Here is a 22,690-nt window from a genome sequence, read left to right on the forward strand (position 1 = left end):
CCTCATTTCGCCTGCGTTCCGTTTATCTGTTTTTATGAACGCTGCGCCGACGCGCTTTTCGGCGCGCTTGTCGGCTTGTCGGTACATTTGCCGCGAGTGTGTTGATCAGCGGCTTATGCGGAGAGCTTTTGCATCTCGGCGAAGAGATCGGCTTTTCCTTCGAAGCCGATGCCGGGCAGATCCGGCATGGTGATATAGCCGCCGTCCACCTTCACGCCATCGGGGAAGCCGCCATACGGCTGGAACAGGTCCGGATAGGATTCGTTGCCACCGAGACCAAGGCCCGCCGCGATGTTCAACGACATCTGATGCCCGCCGTGCGGAATGCAGCGGCTCGGCGACCAGCCGTGCTGATGCAGCATGTCGAGCGTACGCAGGTATTCGACGAGGCCATAGCTGAGCGCGCAGTCGAACTGCAGCCAGTCACGATCGGGCCGCATGCCGCCGTAACGGATCAGGTTGCGGGCGTCCTGCATCGAGAACAGGTCTTCGCCCGTCGCCATCGGCTTGTCGTAGTAGTTGCGCAGCGTGGCTTGCAATTCGAAGTCGAGCGGATCGCCGGGTTCTTCGTACCAGAACAGGTCGTATTGCGACAGCGCCTTCGCGTACTGGATAGCGGTGTCGAGATCGAAGCGGCCGTTGGCATCGACGGCGAGTTTCTGGCCGTCCTGCAGCACGCTCAGGATCGAGTCGATGCGGCGCAAATCTTCATCGAGCGAAGCGCCACCGATCTTCTTCTTCACGACCGTATAACCCCGGTCGATGTAGCTGCGCATTTCGTCTTTCAGCTTCTCGTGGTCCTGGCCCGGGTAGTAGTAACCGCCGGCGGCGTACACGAAGATCTTGCGATTGGGCTGGCCATTGCCATAACGGTCCGCCAGCAACTGGAACAGCGGCTTGCCTTCGATCTTGGCCACCGCATCCCAGATCGCCATGTCGATCGTGCCGATGGCGACCGAGCGCTCGCCGTGGCCGCCCGGCTTTTCGTTGGTGAACATCGTCGCCCAGATCTTGTGCGGATCGAGGTTGTCGCCGGCATCGTTGACGAGCGTGGCGGGATCGGCTTCGAGGATGCGCGGAATGAACCGCTCGCGCATCAGCTTGCCCTGACCGTAGCGGCCATTCGAATTGAAGCCGTAACCCACAACCGGCTTTCCGTCCCGGATGACATCCGTCACCACGGCGACGAGACTCAGCGTCATCTTGCTGAAGTCAATGTAGGCATTCCGGATCGGCGAGCTGATCGGAACGGTCTTTTCGCGGATTTCAACGATTCTCATGACGGTGTCTCCTGAGTTTTGGGCACGTTTTGCATGCGTCTGGCTGCAATGGAAACTAGCTTATCCGCGGAATGAGGCGTTAGAATTCACCTGGATTCATTTCATTTTTTACTTTTGGTGAACAAACCGAAGTGACGACCGACTCTGCATCCGATTTCGAGTTTTTCATCCTCATCGCCAGGCTGAAAAGCCTGTCGGGAGCGGCGCGTGCGCTCGATCTCACCCCGCCGGCGGCGACCAAGCGGCTGGGGCTGATCGAGCAGAGACTGGGGGCGCGCCTGGTCAACAGGACGACACGGAGCGTCAGCCTCACGCCGGAAGGCGAGACCTATCTGCGCTATGCGACGCAGATCGTCGGGCAAGTCCGGCAGATGGAAGACGAGATATCCGGGTCCAGGTCCGATCCGCATGGGCTACTACGGATCAATGCGACGCTCGGCTTCGGGCGCACGACCATCGCGCCGCTCGTGTCTGACTTCGCGAAACGGTTTCCCAATGTCGAAATCCAGTTTGAGGTGACCGACCGGCCCATCGATCTGGTCGAGGAGGCATTCGACATGGCGATCCGTTTTGGCGAGCTTCCCGACAGCCGGCTTAGCGCACGGCGCATCATGAGCAATCGCCGGTTTCTCTGTGCCTCACCCAAATACCTCGAGCGTTTCGGGACACCGGAGCGCGTGGAGGACCTGGTTCGGCACCGTTGCATCATTCATCGCCAGAACGATGATGCGTATGGCGTCTGGCGGTACATGCAGGGCGATCACACGGAAGCGCTGAAAGTCAAAGGCGCGCTTTCAAGCAATGACGGCGATATCGTGCTGCGGTGGGCGCTCGACGGACATGGGATATTGATTCGTTCCGAATGGGATCTGGCGAAGTACGTTCAGAGCGGCAGGTTGAAACTGGTCCTGCCGGATACGGTACTACCGTCGGCCGATCTGTTTGTCTACTATCCCAGCCAGCGGAACCAGACGGCGCGCGCACGGGCATTTATCGATTTTCTGATCGATCATTTTCAGGCACCGTTTATTCCGGTCGAAACGGGGGCTGCGATTTATGCTCAGAAGAAGAGAGGGGGACGGAGGGCGTGAGGCTTGCGTCCTGGTCACGCTGACCGCTATGTGCTGAGCTTGCGGCCTTTCGCGTCGTATTCTCGAAAAACGCTTTGTGGTGGAGTCAGGGCTGATCCGATGGGTATGTACCGGCCCCTCAACGGCCCTTCCGCTCTACCGGGAGGAAACGTTTAACCTCGCGTGCTGGACGTACTCAGACTCACGATCCAAGCAGCAATGACGCCCTTCCCGGCCTCATTCTGACCAGCGGAGTGACCCACACGCGCTAGTCGTTCACGGTCGGTCATTTGACCGATGCCACGTAGGCAAGCCCAGTGCGATCCTTCCCTTCGGCACGTTCATTAAAATCCGTTAGGGAGTTGCAATGGTTGATCGCCATGAAGATATTACTCGAGCTCAGGACGAACGCTGGCTCACGCGCTACTATTTTGTCCGTACCGCGTTTTCCGCTGTCTGGGTCGTACTAGCTTTCTCCGTCGGGCAGCACTTCCCGGCCAGCGCAGTTGCACTGCTGGTCGTGTATCCCGCATGGGACGCTCTGGCCAATTACATCGACGCGTCGCATAGCGGTGGGATGGCTGACAATCCTACCCAGGCCATCAACGTCATCATCAGTGCCATTACAACGGTTGCTGTGATTGTCGCATTGAGATTGAACTGGGTGCTGGGCGTATTTGGCGTTTGGGCCATACTTTCCGGATTGCTTCAGCTCGCCACCGCCGTCCGTCGTTGGAGGCGCCTGGGCGCGCAATGGGCGATGGTTTTGAGCGGCGGACAGTCGGCATTGGCAGGGGCATTTTTTCTGATGCAAAGCCGCGCGCCAATCCATCCCGCAATTGGCAAAGTGGCCGGCTACGCGGCGGTAGGCGCTGTCTACTTTCTCGTTTCTTCGGTGTGGCTATCGGTCGGCCAGTTGCGCCGCAAGGCTGTTCGAACGACTTGAAGCATCGGCGCAACTGATTCCGGCGCAGTCTCGGCGGGCGAACGGAACGTAAATCGGCTGCGGTTTTGGAGCAAGGGCATCCACGGCGCGGTGCCGAACTTGCCGATCAACGCGGTTTCGAGGCCGATGCGGGAAAAGTTACTGGATTCACTGTAGGCCGCCAGCAAGCTCCAGGTGTAGGCATATGCAGTTCCTGTCCCGGTCGCGCGGCCACTTGTCGACGCGGATGGACCAGAATGTAGTCCATCCGGTCGGACCAGGATGGCGGAGCGGCAAGATCTCCCATCGGCACCGACGACAAAACTGAGCCAATACCCAGGATCCCAGTCCACGAGCGATAACACATGACTGATCATAGCGAAACACACATCCATCACATGAGCGATATCGACGAAGCCCTGTGTGAGATCCGAGGTCTGAATCGCCGGGTCGTGACGTTTTCGGGGTTTTCTTCGGCAGGCTACGAGGATCAACGATCCGTCGAGCAACTGTTGTCGGGCTGGCTCGACAAACTGGACCCGCTCGCCGACATCGTCTGCTCCGGCGCGACGCCGATGGGTATCGGCGCCTCGTACGCGCTTGCATCGTCACGCGGATTCCAGACTATCGGTATCGTGTCCTCGAACGCGGTGAAGGAGCAGGTGAGGTTTGCGGAAGACGTCAAGACCGTATTCGTCATTGAAGACGATCGCTGGGGCGGTTACATCGAAAAAACCCATACGCCTTCACCGACCTCGAGAGTGATGGTCGAAGCTTCGGACGTATTGATCTTTATCGGAGGCGGAGACATCGCGCGGGACGAATACGATTACGCGAAGCGGCTTGGCAAACAGTTGCACTTCGAGGCCGCCGACATGAATCACAACTTGTCGATGGACAAGGCGCGACGGAAGGGAGAACCCGCGCCATCGAACTTCAAAGGCTCGCTGTACCAGTATCTGGAAGCACGCAAAAAATGAATCAGGTGTTTTCGGCTTTGCCTTCGCGCAGGCGACGACACTCGACGCGCCGTTGTAGTCCGACGCAAGAAGCGCCGGTGATGCGTGCCTTCGCCGCGCCCGTTGGCGACTGCATTGGTCATGCTGTTTCCCCTGCGAATAAAGTGCCGGCTCCTGCTGTCAGATGAATCTTCGTGTGACTTAAGAGTAGAAAGGATTGGCAAGACCTTTACATTGGCACTTAAAGACTGGCACACAACGACTATTTCAGTTTCCGTTCTCAATTCACCGAGTATTTGCACGTTTGTCGACATTGCCTGATGTGTGTTCTCCCTGTCGTGATTAAAAAGCGCGTGTTCGGATGTTGTCGTGTTTTATCCAAACGCCCAATTCAAATGGGGGATACCAATGTGTGGTAGCGAACATTTCCTCTCGCTGGCGGACACGGTATGCCGCATCATGAATCGAGATGCTAAATACAGATCAGGGGCCAGCGCATTTCTCGGCATTTCCGAGACTCAAGTTGACTTCGCACGTCTCCAACCTCGCCACCGAGGTATTCGCGAGAATGTGTATCGGGAACCCGGCTGCGGCCGATATCGGAATAACTTTTCGGTTTGGGCCGCAATCACGAAGGACCCGACGATATACCTGCCAGGAAAGGCGTGACGCATTACAAAAATGGCGACTGCATCGTTTTCAGTTTCGAGGACGGCACCGACGTGCCACGCGATGCCTGCCGGAAAATTTGAATCGATTTGCGAGCAAGACGAACTGGCAACATGATCGCCTTCATTGGCGAGACTTGAGGAGCCCCCTATGCCGCGCGCGTTCGTTATCCGAGGATTCGGCAAGCACAGGGACTCGTCGGGCAATGAAATCGATTTCGACCGCGTCGACGCGGACCTTATTACCCCTGCGATAGAACGGTGCAATCTGGTGGGTGGTACGACCGGGCAGATCGTCGAGGCCGGCAATATCCGCGTCGACATGTTCGCCCTGATCGTGGAAGCCGATGTCGTAATCTGCGATGTGACCGTTCATAACGCAAACGTGTTCTATGAACTCGGTATCCGCCATGCGATGCGCAAGAAGCATACGATCCTCATCAAGGGCGACCCGACGCAGGACAAGACACCCTTCGATTTACTGACGGACCGGTATCTCAAGTACCCCATCGAGAACCCCGGTTCCGCACTCGACAACCTCGTCGACGCCATCCACGCAAGCGTGAACGGACATCGTGAAACCGACAGTCCCGTCTTCCAGATGCTGCCGACGCTTCCAGAGACGGATACGAACGAGATCTGCGTGTCGCCCATCGAAGTCGGCGAAGAGGTGGGGTGTGCGGAGGCCGCCGCCGACAAGGGGTGGTTGCGCCTGCTTGCCGACGAACTCGAAGGCGAACGCTTTGAGATGAGTGCACTTGAACGTGTCGCGCGGGCGCAATGGGCGCTCGGCGATTACGACGGCGCACGCAAGAACTGGGAGACGCTCAAAAACGCGCGTCCTGACGATGTCGAGCCGAATCTCGCGCTCGCAAACATTTACGAACGTATCTCTCACAAAACATCGCAAGCGAGACTGCTCGAAGCGTCCAATCAGTGCATCAGGAGCGTGCTCGCGAATACCCGCACGCCGCTCCCGGAGCGCGCTGAGGCGCTTGCGCTGCACGGGCGCAATCTGAAGACCCTGTGGCGTGTCGAATTCCGCGATGCTGCCACACGGGAAGAACGGCGCACGCGAGCACTGGACGGAAAGCTCCGTGAATCGTTCGAGGCCTACCGGCGAGCGTTCTACGTCGACCTCAACAGTTTCTATCCAGGCATCGCGGCGCTGCAGATGGGCACGATTCTGCGATCATTCGCCGATGATCCGGCGTGGTCGGACCTCTTCGAAGGGAATGAGACGGAAGCCCGGCGATACAAGGAGGATCTCGATACCCAGTTACCTTCGCTACGCCATATTGTGCAGGTTTCCGCTGCGAACGCGAAGGAGCGAGAGACCGGGGACGATCGCATGTGGGCCGCTATTACGGCTGCCGACCTGCTGTTCCTGTCCCGCCCCGACGTGCTCGACGCGGCAGACGTGCGGCGCGTCACCCAGGCCTATCGTGACGCGATTCCCGCCAACAAGCGCTTTGCATGGGACGCCACAAAGGGGCAGCTAAAACTCTTCGCCGATCTCGGCATCAAGGCCGAACTGGCCGCCGAAGTGATCGACAAACTCGACAGCCGTTTCGAGACCGAGACGGTCAAACCGGTTCATCTGGTTGTTTTCTCGGGCCACACGGTCGACACAGCGCAATCCCCACAGCCCCGGTTTCCTGCGGACAAGGAAGCGCAAGCCAAAGCCCTGATCGAAGCAAAGATCAACGCACTTCAAAAGCCGGACGAAGAAATGGTCATACTGGCATCGGCCGCGCCCGGCGCCGACATCCTCGCGCACGAAGTCTGCCAGCACCTCGGGGTCCGCAGGGTGCTCTGTCTGCCCATGCCGAATGACGTGGTCGTCGGCGAGACATTCAATGGATACGACGATGCGTGGCGGGAACGCTTCTTCGCCGTCGTCAACGCGAGCGAGGGTGCCACGCTCGTGCTCGGCAACAGCGCGGGACTGCCACGCTGGTTGCGAAGAAAGAATGCGAGCGTCTGGGAGCGGGGCAACAAATGGGTCATGAGGCTCGCCCAGTCGTGGGGCGCGAAACGCGTGACACTGCTCGCGATGTGGGATGGAACGGACACGGGCGAGTCGTCCGCCGGCACGGCGTACATGGTGAAACTGGCACGGGATTCGGGCGCATTCGCTTTGGAGTCCATCGACACGAAGCAGTTGATCTGAGAGCCGGTGGGGTCTCGCACCCTTGCGTCTCTTCGAGTGATCCACTAAACGTAGTTGCCTTGGTGCCGCCGCGGACTGTGCACATTCCGGTCCGGGCAACGACTTCAGGAGTATGAGATGGACGACGCAGCCCTCGAACTGGTTTGGAGCAAATACCGTGGCTGGGCTTCACGTGCGCGGGCCATCCGGCGTCAGCTTGACCGGTGGAGATTGTACGCACTGGCGTTTACCGTGACGGGCGCCGTGCTGGCGACGCTGGCCGCACAGCTTCCCAACTGGTTTGCGGATCTCACTATCGTCACGCGCATCCTGAGCGCCGCGAGTGCGGTCGCCATGGCACTCGCTGCCTGGACTGCCCGCTCGATGCTCGACTCGACGTACGAGAAAGACTGGATTCGCACACGTGCGCTCGCCGAGCGGGCCAAGTCAGAAGGATATCGCTATGCCACGCGCGTGCCGCCGTACGACAGTGGCGACAAGAGTGAGAAGCTGCTCGAAAAAATAAAGGAACTCATGACCGAGGGTGAAGACTTGCCCCCACTGGAGGTCAAGGCCGAAGACGCCAGCAAGGGTTGCCCTGGCCATCCGCTGACCGTGCAGGAGTATGCAACGGTGCGAATCGGCGACCAGGTCACGTTCTACTCCGATAGGGCCGATACGAATGAAGGAAACGCGCACCGCTGCACGTTGGCAATACAAGTGCTGAGCGGCATTGCGGCCGCGCTGGCCGCTCTGGGTGCCATCTATGCGGGAGCGCAAATCGAAGCCTGGGTGGCCACGCTCAGTGCGATTACCACTGCGATTGGTGCTTATGCGATGGCTCAGCGCTACCAGCGGCTTGCTGCCACTTACCGTCTCGCCGCCGACAGACTGAAATTGCGCCTTACGATGTGGAAGATCACCACGCAGGCACGCCCCGATCCGGAAGCGGATAACGCACTGATACTCGACGCAGAAGGAATCATGAACGGCGAAAACGACGCATGGGTCACAGATTTCCTGAAGCGCCCGGCGACATCGTCGACGGAGACACTAAACTCCTGAGCTCATACGGAAGTGTTTGACACAACGAAAACGTCTCGGAGATTGGGCGACCAACTATTCGGGAATAGTTAAATAGAAATAACGCAAAGAAAAGAAATCACCGCATACTCCGATTCGCTTTGAAAGTTCTGGATCGATAAAACGTCTATATTCCTAAACACAAGACCACTGTTTCGCGCGTTGAAATTTGACGCCGGGGTAGCGTACCGCCCAGGCTTGCCAAGGATTTTCCGATCTCAAGCGCTTTTGTGCGGCTTCTGGTAACGGATCTCCTTTCCTTGTACTACGGGGGAGCGAGTGATGAACAGCGATTTCCGGTGGGACGACCTGCTCGACGACATCGAGAGTGACAAGGTTGTGCCGATACTCGGCCAGGAACTCATACAGGCGGACTATGAGGGGCGATGCGTTTCGCTGCAGCGACTACTGGCAGAACGCCTTGCGGACCGCGAACAGGTCTCGGTCACATGGAATCCATACGCCGAACTCAACGATGCAATCGGCGCGTGTCTGGAGAAGCCCGAGGTGAAGCTGGCGGGTCTCTACGACAGGGTAAGCAACCTGCTGAGAAGTCTGTCCCCTCCATTTCCGATACCGCGCGCATTGACACAGCTCGCGGAGATCCCGCCGCTGGAGCTGTTCGTCAGCCTCACCTTCGATTCGCTGATGGCGCGAGCGCTGAATGAGGTTCGCTTCAATGGCAAGTCCATTACGCGCGAAATCGAGTTCTCGCTCAACCAGTCGAGCGCGGCCCATGACGAAGCACGGGTGCCGCGCTCGAGCGCGGCGCCCGTGGTCTTCAACCTGTTCGGCCGCGCCGGTGGCAAATCCGATTTCGCGATTCACGACGAAGACCAGCTTGAATTCATTCATCGCTTCGTGACCCGCGATGAGGCGCCCGAGTGGCTGCTATCGGAACTACGAAATAGCCACCTGCTGCTGCTCGGCGCCCACTTCCCCGACTGGCTAGGACGCTTCATCCTGCGCGCGGCGACACGCGACCGTTTGCGCGTGGCGTCGCGCTCTTATTACACGGCCGGCGAAACTGCCACATCGGAGAACGCCCTCGCTGAATTTCTGCATCGGTTCGGACGGGAAACGCAAATCAGCATCTACGCGGGACCGGCGGCGGCGTTCGTCGCGGAACTGCACGAGCGCTGGTTGAAGCGCAATCCCGCGACGTCGCGCCGTCCTGCCGCGCGACCCGATGGAGAAGCTGTACGCGGCGGCATTTTCATCAGCTATGGACGCGAGAACCTGAACGAGGTGGAACGCCTGCACGCGGCCATCGTGAAGCTCGGAGGTGACGCGTGGTTCGACAAGGTCGAACTGAAGCCCGGCGACCACTGGGAGCAGAAGATTCTTCCCCAGATCCAGCGCGACGTACGGCTCTTCCTCCCGGTGTTTTCGGAGCGGACCGTCGACCGCCTGAGCGCGGAAGGCTATGTCTTCCGGGAGTGGAATGAGGCGCTCGAACGCAAACAGCGCATACCGGTACGCACGTTCATCATGCCCATTGTGATCGACACTGACTACACGGGCGACATGAAACGGTACCGGCCGATCTTCGACGCTTTCCCAGGCATGCAGGACCTGCATATGGGATACGCGCCGGGTGGTCTGCCTGACGAAGAGCTGGAAAAAATGTTGGTGGACGAGATTCGCGGGATGCGGCGCGAGGATTCGAGATGAACGCCCCACACGACTTTGGGCCGCCACAGCAGCTCGATCCGCAGAACCCCTGGCCCGGGCTTGCATCCTATGATGAATCTTCGTGGGAGTTCTTCAGCGGCCGCGGTGCGGAATCGGACGAGCTGTTGCGTCGCATTGTCGACGAGCAGGTCACGGTGCTATTCGGAAAATCCGGGCTCGGCAAGTCGTCGATTCTCAAAGCTGGCATTTTTCCACGGCTGCGCGACAAGGGCTATTTGCCGATTCTGGTTCGTCTGCAAATCCACCCTGGCGCTGCACCGTTGATCGAGCAACTGTCGCTTGCATTGTTCGAAGCATTGCGAGTCCAGGCAGTGGACCACGTGCCGCTACACGCCGGACAGTCGCTGTGGAGCTATCTGCACACACCAGAGCTCGAGTTCTGGACGAAGCTCAACTACATGACAAGCCCGGTGTTCGTCCTCGACCAGTTCGAAGAAGTGTTCACGCTTGGGCGCGCGATGCCCGCCGAGGTCGCGGCTTTCCGCATAGCGCTCGCAGACCTGGCGGAAAACCGCATTCCTGCCGCACTCCAGCAACATCGGAACGAGAGCGGCGTGGACGATGACGAGATCGACACGGAAGCGATGCCCTACAAGATCGTCCTGTCGCTACGCGAGGACTTTCTCGCCGATCTCGAAGACTGGTGCCCGATCATGCCTTCGCTGCGCCGCAACCGTATGCGCCTGCTGCCGATGGGACGCAAACAGGCGCTGCTGGCCGTCTACAACGACCACACGAAGCATCTCGTCACTGAGGAACTCGCAGGAAAAATCGTCGACTTCCTGTCGCGCAGCGTCGCTAAAGACGCCGACGACAACGTTAACGCGTCTGCCCTTCTCACGGTCGAACCTGCGTTGCTCAGCCTGTTCTGCCGCGAAGTCAATGAGCATCGCAAGCAGCTTGGCGCGCAGCAGGTCACCTATGACTTGTTCGAGGGCGGAAAAGACACCATCATTACCGGCTTCTATTGCCGTAGCCTCGCCCCCTTCCCTAGTCGGGTACGGCATTTCGTCGAGGAAGAGCTCATTACAGAACACGGTTACCGCAACAGCTATTCGATAGATGATGCGATCGGCAACCGCTTCGTCACCAAGGAAGAGCTTGCGACGTTAGTGGACGGACGCCTGCTTCGGCTCGATCACCAGCATGGAACGGAACGCGTCGAGCTCACTCACGACCTGCTGACAAAGGCTGCGCTGGAGGAACGCGATCAACGGCGCGTCGAGGAGCAGGTCGTTGCCGAGCGGAAGAAGCGGGATAAGCTGGTACGTCACGTCATTGTGGGGGGAATAGTGCTGTTGTGTCTGACGCTCACGGTCTATTGGATCTGGTCGAGTAACGAAACGCAGCGCAAGCTCGCGCAGTCCAGAGCGCTTGCAACGTTCGCCGGCGCGGCCCGGGACCAGGACCCGGTACTCGGCGTGCTGCTATCGCTGGAAAGTTTGAAGCGAGCCGACACGAGCGAGGCGCGCTCGGCACTGCTCGCCGCTGGACAATATGTATGGCCTTCGGTGGCGCTCGATCCAAACGAGGTTGGCGGGCCGGCCACCGTCCTTGCCCTCAACAAGAAAGGCGACCTTCTCGCCGTCATCACAGACAAGTCCGCTCTGTCCGTCTTTGACCTGAGCAAGCCGATACGGAAGCCACTCTGGTCTCCGAAGCCGGCCATCAACGATGCGATGTTCGTCGCGTTCAGTCCGGACCAGACCCTTCTGGCCGTTGCGCGCCCAGGGTCGGTCGATTTGCTCTACGCGCGCACGGGAGAACTGTTTCGTTCGCTGCAGCAGACGGGGACGCCCGATCGTGCGTTTCTCGTGTTTAGCCCGGATGGCAAATGGCTCGCATCGCTCCAGAAGAAGGAGGAAATCCGGCTGTGGGATTACCTCGAACCGAGCGCGGCTGAAGCGACAGTGCCCGCATCGGGCGTCCTCGCGATGAGCATTACGCGAAACGGCGAGACGATCATCGGCGCCGGACAGCGCGAGCACCTGTTCATGGAGCGGATCGAACAAAAGCAGGACGGTTCGTGGGTTCCGACCGAGATCGACCTGACGCGCTGTCTGTACCCGCAGTCCGTGTCGCCCGGCGCGGAGACGTTTTCCGGCAACTTCAAGGCGACAACCTGCGTGTATACCGCCGCCAGACGAAGCGAGGATGCCGATTATGTGGCAAGTGAAGATCGCAGGATCGACGACGTCGTTTGGAGCCCGGGTGGCGGTGCATTCGCCGAGTTCCTGAACTCGGGCGACATCATCGTAGGTGAAGGGAAACCGAAGGATCCGTACCGGGAGAGCCGCATCAAAGGTGCGAAGTTACGCGACAATAACAACAGGGCGGGGATATTTTCAATCACGGAGGATGCAGGCCGGGCCGCACTCATCGATCAATCCGGCGTTGTCCATATCTACTCCGTCTCCCCCAACAAACCGCTGCTCGGGATGCTCGGTCAACGCGATGCCGTCGATATCGCACCCGACGGCCGATGGATTGCCATAGCCACGCCTGCAAATGCATGGATCGATAAGATCCCGGTGCCGGCTTCCGACGGTAAGCAGGAAAAGCCAATGCAATTTCAGTTGCGCTCTGCCCCTGAGACGCTTTACGCCACGCGAAACGGTATCGTCGCCGTGCTCGCCGAGGGTCGGCAAGTGACTACCCTCTTGCTGGAGCCGACAACGGGCAAAAACCGCGTCGAGCCACAAATGGGCCGCGGGCGCCCCCTTGGACGCGAAGGCGAACTGTTGTTGATCGAGGATCGACCGGACGGGCGGATAGAAGTGATCCGCACCCGCGACGGTGCGATCGTCACGCCTCCCGGCGAGACAATTGCCAGCGGACCTTATCGGGTGGATCTGTCGCCGTCGGGCACCGCACTGGGTTTCTGGCGCCGTTCTGCAGCCAATCCCAGGTTGTCGGAGCTCACCGTCTACGCGGTTCGCGATGAGCAGCTGATGCCGGCGGGGCGCCCCATCGACCTGCCGTTTGCACCGGATCTCGCAATATACGACGATGCGCAGTCGATCGCCGTGTGTTCGCGCGCGGGGCACAGTGATGCCCATATTTTTTCACTTTTGGCTTCGGAGCCGACGAGCGTCGCCATTCCGGCAAAGGACTGTGAGTCGCGTTTGGCAAAAGCCGGAAATCGGATCAGTCCAGCCGGAGGTTTCGAAGTCAAGGGCACGCCTTCCACATCGGCCGATCAGGACACCGATTTCGAGGTCGTGCAGCGTCCGGGCGGCAAATCGATCAAGCGTCTTGGCAACAACGAATGGCGCTTCAGCACCGACGACCGATGGCTGGCTTACTGGAACTCGAAGAACATTAGAGTGCTCGACCTGACCTCAGGCGACATGGCACTGAGTCTCGACTTCACGAGAGTCCAGGGAGTCCAGGGAGTCGAGTTCAAGGGAAACAATGCAATCCTGGAGGTCAAGTTCGAGCACGGCATCATGCTGGTTCCATTCGACCGCGACTTGATGGAGCGTGTCGCACACTCGTTGACGATGCGCACGCTGACTGGTTCGGAGCGGTGCACCTATGGTATTAGCGAAGCGGACTGTCGGCAGGCGATCGCGATTTCACGTGCTTCGGATCCGGCCTCGCAGCCCACGGTCAACCGGAATGTTGCTCGTGCGCCGTGAGGTGCGGCTCCGTAGCGCTCGCCTTCTCCAATCGGACTGACTGGCCGAATCACCAGACGCGCTCAGCCCGCAACACCGACGGAACGATAGGTGCCGAGATGGCGGGCGGCAGCACCCTCCTTTGCCGAGTAGCTCGACGGCTCAGAATACAGCGGCGACTCAATACCGAACACTGTCGCGCAAGCCTTCAGCTGGATCATCAAATAGCGGTCGAGCGCGGCGTCCGACACCACTTCCCGTCGTTCCGCGAGGCGCCGCGGCAGGCACCACCTGTCCCAGAACACCGCCCTTCCCTGTTCCAGCAGCTCCTTTGACTTTAAAAAGGCATGTTTCGTCCCGTCGCAAATGCGGTAGCTCACGAAACTCAAAGGACGCCTGGCAAGCTTCTTCTCCCATGCGATAAGGGGCGCTGCGGACTCCAGTTCTCGCATGGACTGAAGGTAGTGACCAATCCGATGCCCAAGCTCTTCATGCGGCCACAGTGGCGTGCTGGTCCGCCCCTGTGCGCTGAGAGTACGAAGGTCCGCGAGAACAGACCTCGCATCGGCGAGCGGCAACCATACCGAGCGCGAGCTTGCCTCGAAACGGATTTCTTTAGCGTCGCCGTCTCTTTCGATATGACGCACGCACAGGCGTGCATCAATGCCAGGCGGCAGCCGTCCCCACGGGGAATCCAGCTGACTCACTATCCAGATCACATCTCCTTTGCGCACTCTCGTAGCGGCACCCGTCTGCGAGCGCGTCTTGTGGAATACGGGTCTTCGGAAACCTGCGGACGCATGTTGCGCATCAGCGAACCATAGTGCGCGAGGGTCACGAGGAAAATGCACGACCACCCGCCGCGGAACGTAGTGGATAAAGTGCCGTGGTTCTTTCACGTTCGGTTCCCCAAGGTACATGCGCGGCCTGTCGACACGCCGCCTTTCTCTCCAAGATGCAAGAGCAAAGAAAAGCAAAGGCCGGAATGGGACCAAAAGTCATTCCCTTAATGAAGCACAGAGAGAACTTGCTTGAACAACGCAAATCTATCGTTGAGCCCGATGATACCCCCGTTGATGCGACGGGTAATTTCCGTGAAATCTTCGAGGTCGTTGTCGTCCGTGCGATCATCCGCGAGTTCATTCAGACCGCGACTTTGCCAATACCAGGCGGCTGCCGCGCACGCATTTTCCGGCTTCATGAGCAAGTCGGGTTGCTTATCGAGTTCCACGGCAATGGCTTTTCCGGCCGCCGCGTAGTTGCTGCGCCCGGTAAGCTGGATAATGCCTCGTCCGCGAAAAAGATAACCGTCTCCGCTTTGAACATTGCCGTTGCCCATGCGGTTGGCGTAGACGAAGTTCGCGAGTTTAATCGGATTCCCCGCATAGAGCGCTGCGGTAGCTTCATCAGGAAACCGTTTTGGCCAGACCTTCATGAGACGCGCGGCCGTATAGCCGAGTGCCTCCTCGAGTCTGTTGAACTGTCCCGATTCGTAGCCCGTTTGCGCAAGAAAACTTGCAATGCGATCCGGCGTATCGATGCCGAACTTCGGCAGTGAAGCATTCAGGCCGGCCGCCCAGCCAGCAGGATCGCCGCAGCGCGGGAAGGCACGCTTGAGGGAATTGGCATCCAACATGATTCCTCCGATACGCAAATGATTGCACGGTGGGTGCCGGTGAGTGCTTCAGTTAAGGAAGCGTCATTGCCGGCAATGCAGAGTCCCACCTTTCATTGTGAAATCGAAGATAGTTTGTGAGTCAATTGAAAGCAAGAATAGTTTTGTGCGACCTCGAACAAATGAACGCAGATTGCGCAGAATAATTCGGCCATCTGACACCCATCTATAGCAATGCATCTCACTGGCAAGATCAACGCGCTCAAGTCCTACAACGCATTGCATGTGACGGTGCCGACTTTCATGAAAACCATGGACGAACTGCGCGAGAAGTACCTGAACGCCTGACGCTCGATGCCATCATCCATCCTGCCTCGACGAACGCACAAAAGGCTGCACAGGAAAATCAGGCGGCGGCAGCCGCAGCCCCACCGGTGAACGAGAAGGAACTCACTGCGCAGCAGTGGTTCGAGGAGGGCTTCAATGCGACGGATTCAGATGAGAAGTTGCGCTGCTACGATGAAGCGATCCGTCTTCAACGCAACTATGCCGACGCCTTCAACAATCGCGGCCGTCTATGTCAGACGAAGGGCGAGCCGCGAGCCGCACTCGTCGATCCTCAAATGCATATCAAACTCGGCGGCGGTAGCAAGGACGGCACTCAGGATGAGGCCGTTATAGCCTGGACGCTGACCTGGCATACATCCGTCACGCCGGCACGCACGAGCGTGCCGGCCTGCAGCGCGTTAACTGCCCGCTGGAGCCACGTATCAGACCGTGCTTGCCGCCCGCGTCATCAGCACGATCTTCCCGATATGCACCCCCGAGTCCATCAGCGCATGCGCCCCGCGCGCATCGTCGAGATCGAAGGTTTGATAGATCACGGGCTTCACCGCGCCGATTCGAATCTGCGGCCACACCTTTCGCTCGAGATCCTCGATCAACGCCGCTTTTTCCTCATGCGTGCGCGAGCGCAGCGTCGAGCCGATGTGCGTGAGGCGTTTCGCCAGCATCGGGAACAGGTCGAGTGCTGGCGCCGGGCCCTTGATGATGCCGATTTGCACGATGCGGCCGTTCATCGCGGCCGCCGCGTAGTTCCGCGCGACGTAGTCGCCAGCAATGATATCGACGACCACGTCCACGCCGCGCCCGCCCGTCTCGCGCATGACCGCCTCGACAAAATCCTCGTTCCGGTAATCAACCGCGACATCGGCGCCGAGCGCGATGCTCGCGTCACGCTGCGCGTCCGAGCTGACCGTCGTGATGATCTTCGATGCGCCGAATGCCTTCGCGAGCATCGTCGCGGTGGTGCCGATGCCGGATGCGCCGCCGTGGATCAGCACGCTTTCGCCCGCTGCAAAATTGCCGCGCTGGAACAGGTTCAGCCATACCGTCAGAAAGGTCTCGGGCATCGCGGCCGCTTCGACCACCGAGAGACCTTCGGGAATCGCCAGTGTGTTGCTCTCGTGCGCGACCGCATACTCCGCGTAGCCACCACCCGGGACCAGCGCGCAGACGAGATCGCCGACCGCGAACCGCGTCACGGAGCGCCCGACGGACACGACCTCGCCCGCGACTTCGAGCCCGGGAATGTCCGACGCCCCCGGCGGCGGATCGTACAAGCCCTTGCGCTGCATCACGTCAGGACCGTTTACGCCGGCGGCATGAACGCGGATCAGCACCTCGTCGTCGGCGGGTGCGGGAACCGGCCGCTCGACGGGCACGAGCACATCCGGGCCGCCCGGCTGCGTAATGTCGATCGCGGTCATCGCCGCGGGAATCGCTTTGGTTTCGTGTGACACGACTTCATCCTTTTCAAAATGCCAGATGCGCCGCGGATTCGGTCAACCTGCTGAATCGCTGCATCGGTTGAAAAAAGTGTAGCGGCGCAGCCGGGTTTTGACCCGCAGCGAATTGCCGATCGTATGATGCAAATTTGCATCACGCCGGAGGCGATATGAACTGGGACGACGCGCGCATCTTCGTCGCGCTCCATCGGGAAAGGACCTTGCGCGCCGCCGCCCGCGCGCTCGACATCGATCAGGCAACGGTGGGCCGCAGACTTGCCGCGCTCGAGCACACGCTCGGCGCGACGCTATTCCTGCGCACGTCGAACGGCTATGAGCTCACGCCCGTCGGCAAGATCGCGATCCGCGCCGCCGAGGCGATGGAACAGTCCGCGCACGACCTCGTCCGCCACACACAAGGCGTGGACAAGCGCCTTGCCGGCGAGGTGAAGCTCTCGACGACGGATGCGCTTGCCCAGGAGTTCGTCATGCCGGCGATCGAGCGCCTGCATATGAAGCATCCGGATGTATCGGTGATGCTCGACACGACGACCCAGGTGCTCAATCTCGCGAAGCGCGAAGCCGACATCGCGATCCGGACCGTCAAGCCGCGCAATCCGGATCTGCTTGCCCGCCGCGTGGCGAGTTGGGAAGTGGGGCTGTTCGCGTCGCCCGACTATCTGCGGCGCCATGGCGAACCGGTGCCGGGTGAGCGATTCGCGGGGCACGATCTGGTGGTCTACCAGCCGTATTTTGCCAAGGCGCGCGTGCCGGAATTCCTCGGGGAACCGCTGACGGACGGCCGGATCGTCGCGCGCCTGAACACGAACCTGACGCTGCGCGCGGCGCTCAGAGCCGGGCTCGGCATCAGCCCTCTACCCGTGCCGATGGCCGAACGCGACGGCCTCGTGCGAATCTGGCCGGACCACTCGAACGACGCGCCGTATGAAATCTGGCTCGTCACGCATCAGGATCTGCGACACACCGCGCGCATCCGCGTGACGATCGACGAGATCGTCTTAGCGTTCGATCGATAGCAGCGAATGCGCTGCTCGTGTCACCCATTACCTCAGCTTGCAGACCCCGACGCCCATTCGCTGAAGCCGGGCCCCTCATGAATGGTTTTATGTCTTGCCCATTCCACCTCGGCGGCAGTGGCATACGTCACGCCGGGTTCCCACCAAAGTGCGGGTTCCTGCTGGAAAGAGGGGCGTCTTTGCATTCGAGCGACCAGCGACGCGAGCCTGGGTCGGCCAGCAGCACGCCAGGACAATCGCAACGGGCGCGTTTCAATGAACTGACAGATGCAGGTGAGCAAGATGTCCTGAGCCGACATCACGCCGGGGACGAAAGCGCCGTCAGCGCCGACAAGCTGAGTCTCGAACCAGTCGAGAAGATACTGGTTGCGCATGGCGCATCGCGCCGCATGAACATTTTCTTCATGCCTGACCCCAGACCATTGCAGTTGCGACACCATCGTCGTCGACACGCCGAACGTCTGTAAAGTCGCGAGAACGAGTTTGTCGTGCCAGCTTTGCGTGGCGCGCACATAGTCGCTTGCCAGCGGATCCATCCCCTCCGGCGCAGGCACGCCTGGATAGCTGGACATAAGGTAGTCGATGATCACCGAGGAATCCCAAAGCGTCAGGTCACCGTCTACCAGGGTAGGAACCTGAAGGGTCGGCGCGACCTTCGCCCGCTCTTCGACGCTGGGCGTCGTAAAGGTCTCCTCACGCTCGAAATCGAGTCCCTTCTCGACCAGCACGATACGGACGGCACGGGCGAAAGGCGATCCTGTCGTGAAGAACAGCTTGCGCATCCTGGCCCCCTTGATTGACGGACCGCGTTGACCGATATGGATGGATGTTTTTGCTCGTCCAGACGTGCAGCGCCGACCGATTGGCCTTTCAGGCCGTTCAGACCCATCATCAGTCTGAACCTCGCGACAACGTCGCATCAGCGGCAATTTACGTAGACTGGACAGAAAACGAACGGTTGAAGAACGCGAACGAGTCGCCCGAACCGCACCGAATCCGCGCGCCCACGAAGCGGACTACACTTCAATCAACCATAGTTGAAAAATGGGCAGGCACGTAAGCAGATTGATGGCACCGGCGTGCGCAAATGTCCGTCCTCTAGTGGAGACGATCATGAAAAAGGAGAGAAAGACCGCTCGGCAAATTCTGTCCGAAAACCCTCGGAACGTGATTTCGGTCGGCCCCGCGGACGCCGTGCTAAAGGCGCTGCATCTGATGGCCGACGAGGATGTCACCACCGTGCTGGTGTTGCAGGGCAGCAATCTTGTCGGCATCCTGTCGCAGCGCGACTACGCCCGCAAGGTCGAACTGGCCGGCCGCAGTGCCGCCGGGACAACGGTGGCCGACATCATGACTACCCAGGTGTATTACGTCACCCCCGAGCACACCTGTGAACAGTGTCTGGCGTTGATGCATATAAGAAGGATCCGGCATCTGCCCGTGATCGATTCCGGAAAGGTCATCGGCGTGCTATCCAACAGTGACGTGCTCGAGGAACTGATTCAGGAAGACGAACATTTCATCAGCATTCTCGAACACGACATGCTCTACCTGACCGTCGATACGGGCGGTGCCTATTAAGCATCCGCGTGCGACCAGGGATGGGCGTGGTGTCTCGACAGGGACAACCAACCCACGCTCACCCCGCACGCCTCCCCCTCAAGTCACACGACAAGACGCGTCCTCACCCGCAGGCGTGCTGACGACACGCTTGACTTTCATCAGGCGCCCGATCGCGCGGTGCAAGGGCTTGTCAATGTAGCGATAGACGACGCAACCCACCACTGAAGCCACCACGACCGCGAGAATCACCCCAGCTGGCGAGCGCACATCGAAACCATGCACGACTTTTGGAACGAGCTTGCGCATCGCCTCGATGACGAACGGGTGGCTGAGATAGGTCGCATAGCTCGCATCGCCGAGATACAGCAATCCGCGCGTGAGCGCGCTGTCTACCACGAGGCCTTCGAGACTCAGCGTGCTGATCAGCAGCAGACAGGTCGGCACGCCATTTCCCACAACCGGGGAGACGTCCGGCCATACCCGTTCGATACAGGTCATCAGCGCATACATCGCGATGGCCACGAACGCAGCCAGCGCGACCGGAATTCGTAGCCCTTTCCTCCATACGAACCATACGGCGATGCCTAACGGGAATTCGAGCAACCGGTCGTAGGCGAGGAATTCGACGATCGCCCGGTTCGAATGCGCGAGGCTCGCAATCAGGAACGCCGCGGCGAGCATCAGCGTGATCGCCGCGAATACCAACGAGGCATTCCGCCGGAACCGCCACAGCGCAAGCGCCGACGTCGCGTAGAACAGCATCTCGTAGTTCAGCGTCCAGCCGACGAACAGCATCGGGAACATGTGGCCGCTCTCTTTCCTGTATGGAATGAAAAAGAGCGACTTCAGCAGCTCAGGGACATTGGCGGTCGTCGAATTGAACAGATCGGGCCTAAGCAGCGCGCCGAAGAACACCAGCAACGTCGCGAGCCAATAAAGCGGCACGATGCGCACGAGGCGGCTTGCGATGAAGTCGCGCACGCTGGTCGTGCCGGCTTCGAGCGCGAGTGCGATCACAAAGCCACTCAGTACGAAGAATACGTCAACGCGGAATTCACCGAACACCCGACCGTCCTGTATCAAGACGTGGTGCACGACGACAGTTGTCGCTGTCACTGCGCGAAGGATTCTTATTGAATTCAGCCTGCGCATCGCTCACCCATTGATGAGTAAACCATACCTGGCTGTGCTCCAGGCGTGAGGAGGCAGGCGATACGTCGCAGCGGTCACAAGATCGCCAGGGGTATCGTGCCTTTGCCGGTGTTCTTTACGAAGTCGTGCATCGTCAAATCGTGCATCGCCGCCTCCGCGTATCTCCGTCGAGAGAAACATCTGCGCAAAACGAAACGCTCGCGCGATCCGGATGCGCGATCGTTTCATCGCTTGAACAGGAGTGTGTAATTGAAGACGGCGGTATTCCACCCGAAGCGTCGAATTCTGTCTTGCGATCGCGGTACCAACGAACCCGAACATGGAGCGTATCGAAGTCGAATCAGCGCGAGGTCCAACACATAATGCGGCAAACGGGCCGCAAATAATGGTGCGCGACCGTCCACTCCCAGCGATGGTAATGTTTGCGCGAAGACACTACTGTTAGGCGCCGCACAGAAGCTCGACGGGAAACGCAAAAATTACCGGATGCAGGTGCTCGCAGGCAGATAGATTCATACGCAACCAATGACATCATTGTCCGACGACGCGACGGAAAGATCGGTTGGGAGTGTCCGTTACCTGGATAACGCGGACGATTCGATTGCGGATTCAACCGGTCGCGTGCGCGCATACGATTGATGGACTCGCGCCAGCCGAGGCTTACGATCGGAAAGGCGCGAGCCTCACCGTGTTTCGCGAGCTATCTGAGCTGTCGGCGTGCCGACGCAACCAGCACCATCCACAAGAAAATTCCAGCGGCCATCCCCCGAGCCAACTACACTCGAATTCGCGCCACCTTACAACGGCTCATCCTAATCCAAGGAGCACGCCCGACATGGATACGGACACGAAGCGGATCGTAGTGATCGGCGCCGGCTTTGCCGGGCTGTGGAGCGCGCTGGGCGCGGCGCGCAAGCTCGACGAACTGCACATGCCAACGGATCAGGTCGAGGTCGTGGTGATCAACGGCACGCCGTATCACAGCATTCGCGTGCGCAACTACGAGCAGCCGCTCGACGACACGCTCGTGCCGCTCGCCGACGTGCTCGATCCAGCAGGCGTCCGACGGATTCAGGGCATAGTCCGCTCGATCGATCTGCCAAACCATCGCGTCGGATTCGAATCCGGCGATTCATCTACTCAATGGATCGGCTACGACCGCCTGATCCTGGCAGCGGGAAGCGAGTTGGCACGTCCGGCAATTCCCGGGCTACACGAGTTCACATTCGACGTCGATACGTTCGAAGGCGCCGCGAAGCTCCACGCACATCTGCTCGCCTTGCCGGAAAGGCCCGAAGCGCCGGGACGCTACACCGTGGTCGTAGTTGGTGCAGGCCTGACGGGCGTCGAACTCGCCGCCGAATTACCCGCGCGGCTGCGCGGCATCGTCGGCGACAACGCAAGCGCCGAGGTGCGCGTGATTCTCGCCGACCGCTCTGCGAAGATCGGTCAGGCGATGGGCGGCGCGCAACCGGTCATCGAAGAAGCGCTACGCGCGCAAGGCGTCGAGCTTAGGCCGGGCGTGTCGCTCGAAGCCGTCACACGCGACGGCGTGCAACTGACGGGCGGCGAGCACATCGACGCCGCGACCGTTGTCTGGTGCGGCGGCATGCGCGCCAATCCGCTGACCGCGCAATTCCCCGTGTCGCTCGACGCGTTCGGACGCGTGCCCGTCGATTCGTTCCTGCGCGTCACCGACGTGCCCGGCGTGTTTGCAGCGGGCGATTGCGCGCGCATCCTGATCGACGGCGAACGGCCCTCCGTGATGTCCTGCCAGCACAGCCGCCCGATGGGGCGCCACGCGGGCCACAATGTCGTCTGCGACCTGCTGGGCCTCGCGATGCTGCCGCTTTGCATCGACTGGTACACGACCATCCTCGATCTCGGCCCGTGGGGCGCCGTCTACACGGAAGGCTGGGAGCGCCGCCTCGCGTCGCAAGGCGAAGCCGCGAAACAGACCAAGCGCACGATCAACTGCGACCGCATCTATCCGCCCAGCACGAAGCAGCGCGAAGACATCCTGCAAGCGGCGGCGCCCGTCGTGCAGGCGCCCCCCTACACCGTCCGTGGCGCGGACTGAACCC

General features: G+C 59.9%; 16 protein-coding genes and 1 pseudogene. 11 read left to right on the forward strand and 6 right to left on the reverse strand.

Annotation, left to right across the window (positions count from 1 at the left end; translation table 11 throughout):
* Positions 1-113: 113 nt before the first annotated feature.
* Positions 114-1,280, reverse strand: coding sequence for a mandelate racemase/muconate lactonizing enzyme family protein (locus C2L64_RS39730; protein WP_007583786.1), 1,167 nt, complete (start codon positions 1,278-1,280; stop codon positions 114-116).
* Between the two features lie 131 nt (positions 1,281-1,411).
* On the opposite strand from C2L64_RS39730, the gene C2L64_RS39735 reads away from it, so the two are divergent.
* The 8 genes and pseudogenes from C2L64_RS39735 (at position 1,412) to C2L64_RS39765 (ending at position 13,473) form a co-directional block, all read left to right on the forward strand.
* Positions 1,412-2,371 (forward strand): LysR family transcriptional regulator, encoded by a 960-nt coding sequence (locus tag C2L64_RS39735; protein ID WP_007583784.1) that lies wholly within the window; start codon positions 1,412-1,414, stop codon positions 2,369-2,371.
* Between the two features lie 346 nt (positions 2,372-2,717).
* The gene (locus tag C2L64_RS39740; RefSeq protein ID WP_007583782.1) at positions 2,718-3,296 is read left to right on the forward strand and encodes a hypothetical protein; all 579 of its coding nucleotides are present in this window, start codon (positions 2,718-2,720) and stop codon (positions 3,294-3,296) included.
* 344 nt (positions 3,297-3,640) lie between these two features.
* Positions 3,641-4,255 carry a hypothetical protein gene (locus C2L64_RS39745; RefSeq protein ID WP_007583780.1) on the forward strand — a complete coding sequence of 205 codons (615 nt, stop codon included), beginning with the start codon at positions 3,641-3,643 and terminating at the stop codon, positions 4,253-4,255.
* Positions 4,256-5,053: 798 nt separating this feature from the next.
* Positions 5,054-7,075 (forward strand): tetratricopeptide repeat-containing protein, encoded by a 2,022-nt coding sequence (locus C2L64_RS39750; RefSeq protein ID WP_007583778.1) that lies wholly within the window; start codon positions 5,054-5,056, stop codon positions 7,073-7,075.
* 117 nt (positions 7,076-7,192) lie between these two features.
* Positions 7,193-8,119 (forward strand): DUF4231 domain-containing protein, encoded by a 927-nt coding sequence (locus C2L64_RS39755; protein ID WP_063717347.1) that lies wholly within the window; start codon positions 7,193-7,195, stop codon positions 8,117-8,119.
* A gap of 300 nt (positions 8,120-8,419) precedes the next feature.
* Positions 8,420-9,157: pseudogene (locus C2L64_RS56390) on the forward strand (SIR2 family protein); the annotation flags it as partial.
* Between the two features lie 123 nt (positions 9,158-9,280).
* Positions 9,281-9,811 carry a toll/interleukin-1 receptor domain-containing protein gene (locus tag C2L64_RS56395; RefSeq protein WP_407671925.1) on the forward strand — a complete coding sequence of 177 codons (531 nt, stop codon included), beginning with the start codon at positions 9,281-9,283 and terminating at the stop codon, positions 9,809-9,811.
* Positions 9,808-13,473, forward strand: coding sequence for a WD40 repeat domain-containing protein (locus C2L64_RS39765; protein ID WP_007583771.1), 3,666 nt, complete (start codon positions 9,808-9,810; stop codon positions 13,471-13,473). Before C2L64_RS56395 ends, C2L64_RS39765 begins: the two co-directional genes overlap by 4 nt.
* A 62-nt stretch (positions 13,474-13,535) precedes the next feature.
* Here the strand turns inward: C2L64_RS39765 and C2L64_RS39770 are convergent, their stop codons facing one another.
* The 3 genes from C2L64_RS39770 to C2L64_RS39780 all read right to left on the reverse strand — a co-directional run bounded on the left by C2L64_RS39770 (position 13,536) and on the right by C2L64_RS39780 (position 16,836).
* Positions 13,536-14,159 (reverse strand): hypothetical protein, encoded by a 624-nt coding sequence (locus tag C2L64_RS39770; RefSeq protein ID WP_238554639.1) that lies wholly within the window; start codon positions 14,157-14,159, stop codon positions 13,536-13,538.
* Positions 14,160-14,458: 299 nt separating this feature from the next.
* Positions 14,459-15,088, reverse strand: coding sequence for a glycoside hydrolase family 19 protein (locus C2L64_RS39775; protein WP_007583767.1), 630 nt, complete (start codon positions 15,086-15,088; stop codon positions 14,459-14,461).
* 749 nt (positions 15,089-15,837) lie between these two features.
* Positions 15,838-16,836 carry an NAD(P)H-quinone oxidoreductase gene (locus tag C2L64_RS39780; RefSeq protein WP_407671926.1) on the reverse strand — a complete coding sequence of 333 codons (999 nt, stop codon included), beginning with the start codon at positions 16,834-16,836 and terminating at the stop codon, positions 15,838-15,840.
* Between the two features lie 188 nt (positions 16,837-17,024).
* On the opposite strand from C2L64_RS39780, the gene C2L64_RS39785 reads away from it, so the two are divergent.
* The gene (locus C2L64_RS39785) at positions 17,025-17,891 is read left to right on the forward strand and encodes a LysR family transcriptional regulator (RefSeq protein ID WP_007583763.1); all 867 of its coding nucleotides are present in this window, start codon (positions 17,025-17,027) and stop codon (positions 17,889-17,891) included.
* Positions 17,892-17,923: 32 nt separating this feature from the next.
* On the opposite strand, the gene C2L64_RS39790 is transcribed toward C2L64_RS39785, so the two are convergent.
* Complete coding sequence (locus C2L64_RS39790) at positions 17,924-18,673, reverse strand: glutathione S-transferase family protein (protein WP_007583760.1); 750 nt, start codon at positions 18,671-18,673, stop codon at positions 17,924-17,926.
* Positions 18,674-19,004: 331 nt separating this feature from the next.
* On the opposite strand from C2L64_RS39790, the gene C2L64_RS39795 reads away from it, so the two are divergent.
* Positions 19,005-19,472, forward strand: a complete 468-nt coding sequence (locus tag C2L64_RS39795; protein ID WP_007583758.1) for a CBS domain-containing protein — start codon at positions 19,005-19,007, stop codon at positions 19,470-19,472.
* Positions 19,473-19,550: 78 nt separating this feature from the next.
* On the opposite strand, the gene C2L64_RS39800 is transcribed toward C2L64_RS39795, so the two are convergent.
* Positions 19,551-20,606, reverse strand: coding sequence for an acyltransferase family protein (locus C2L64_RS39800; protein ID WP_079482384.1), 1,056 nt, complete (start codon positions 20,604-20,606; stop codon positions 19,551-19,553).
* 835 nt (positions 20,607-21,441) lie between these two features.
* On the opposite strand from C2L64_RS39800, the gene C2L64_RS39805 reads away from it, so the two are divergent.
* On the forward strand, positions 21,442-22,686 hold the full coding sequence (locus tag C2L64_RS39805) for an NAD(P)/FAD-dependent oxidoreductase (RefSeq protein ID WP_007583754.1): 1,245 nt from the start codon (positions 21,442-21,444) through the stop codon (positions 22,684-22,686).
* Positions 22,687-22,690 lie beyond the last annotated feature (4 nt).

The organism is Paraburkholderia hospita (genome assembly GCF_002902965.1).
GTDB classification, from domain to species: Bacteria; Pseudomonadota; Gammaproteobacteria; order Burkholderiales; family Burkholderiaceae; genus Paraburkholderia; species Paraburkholderia hospita.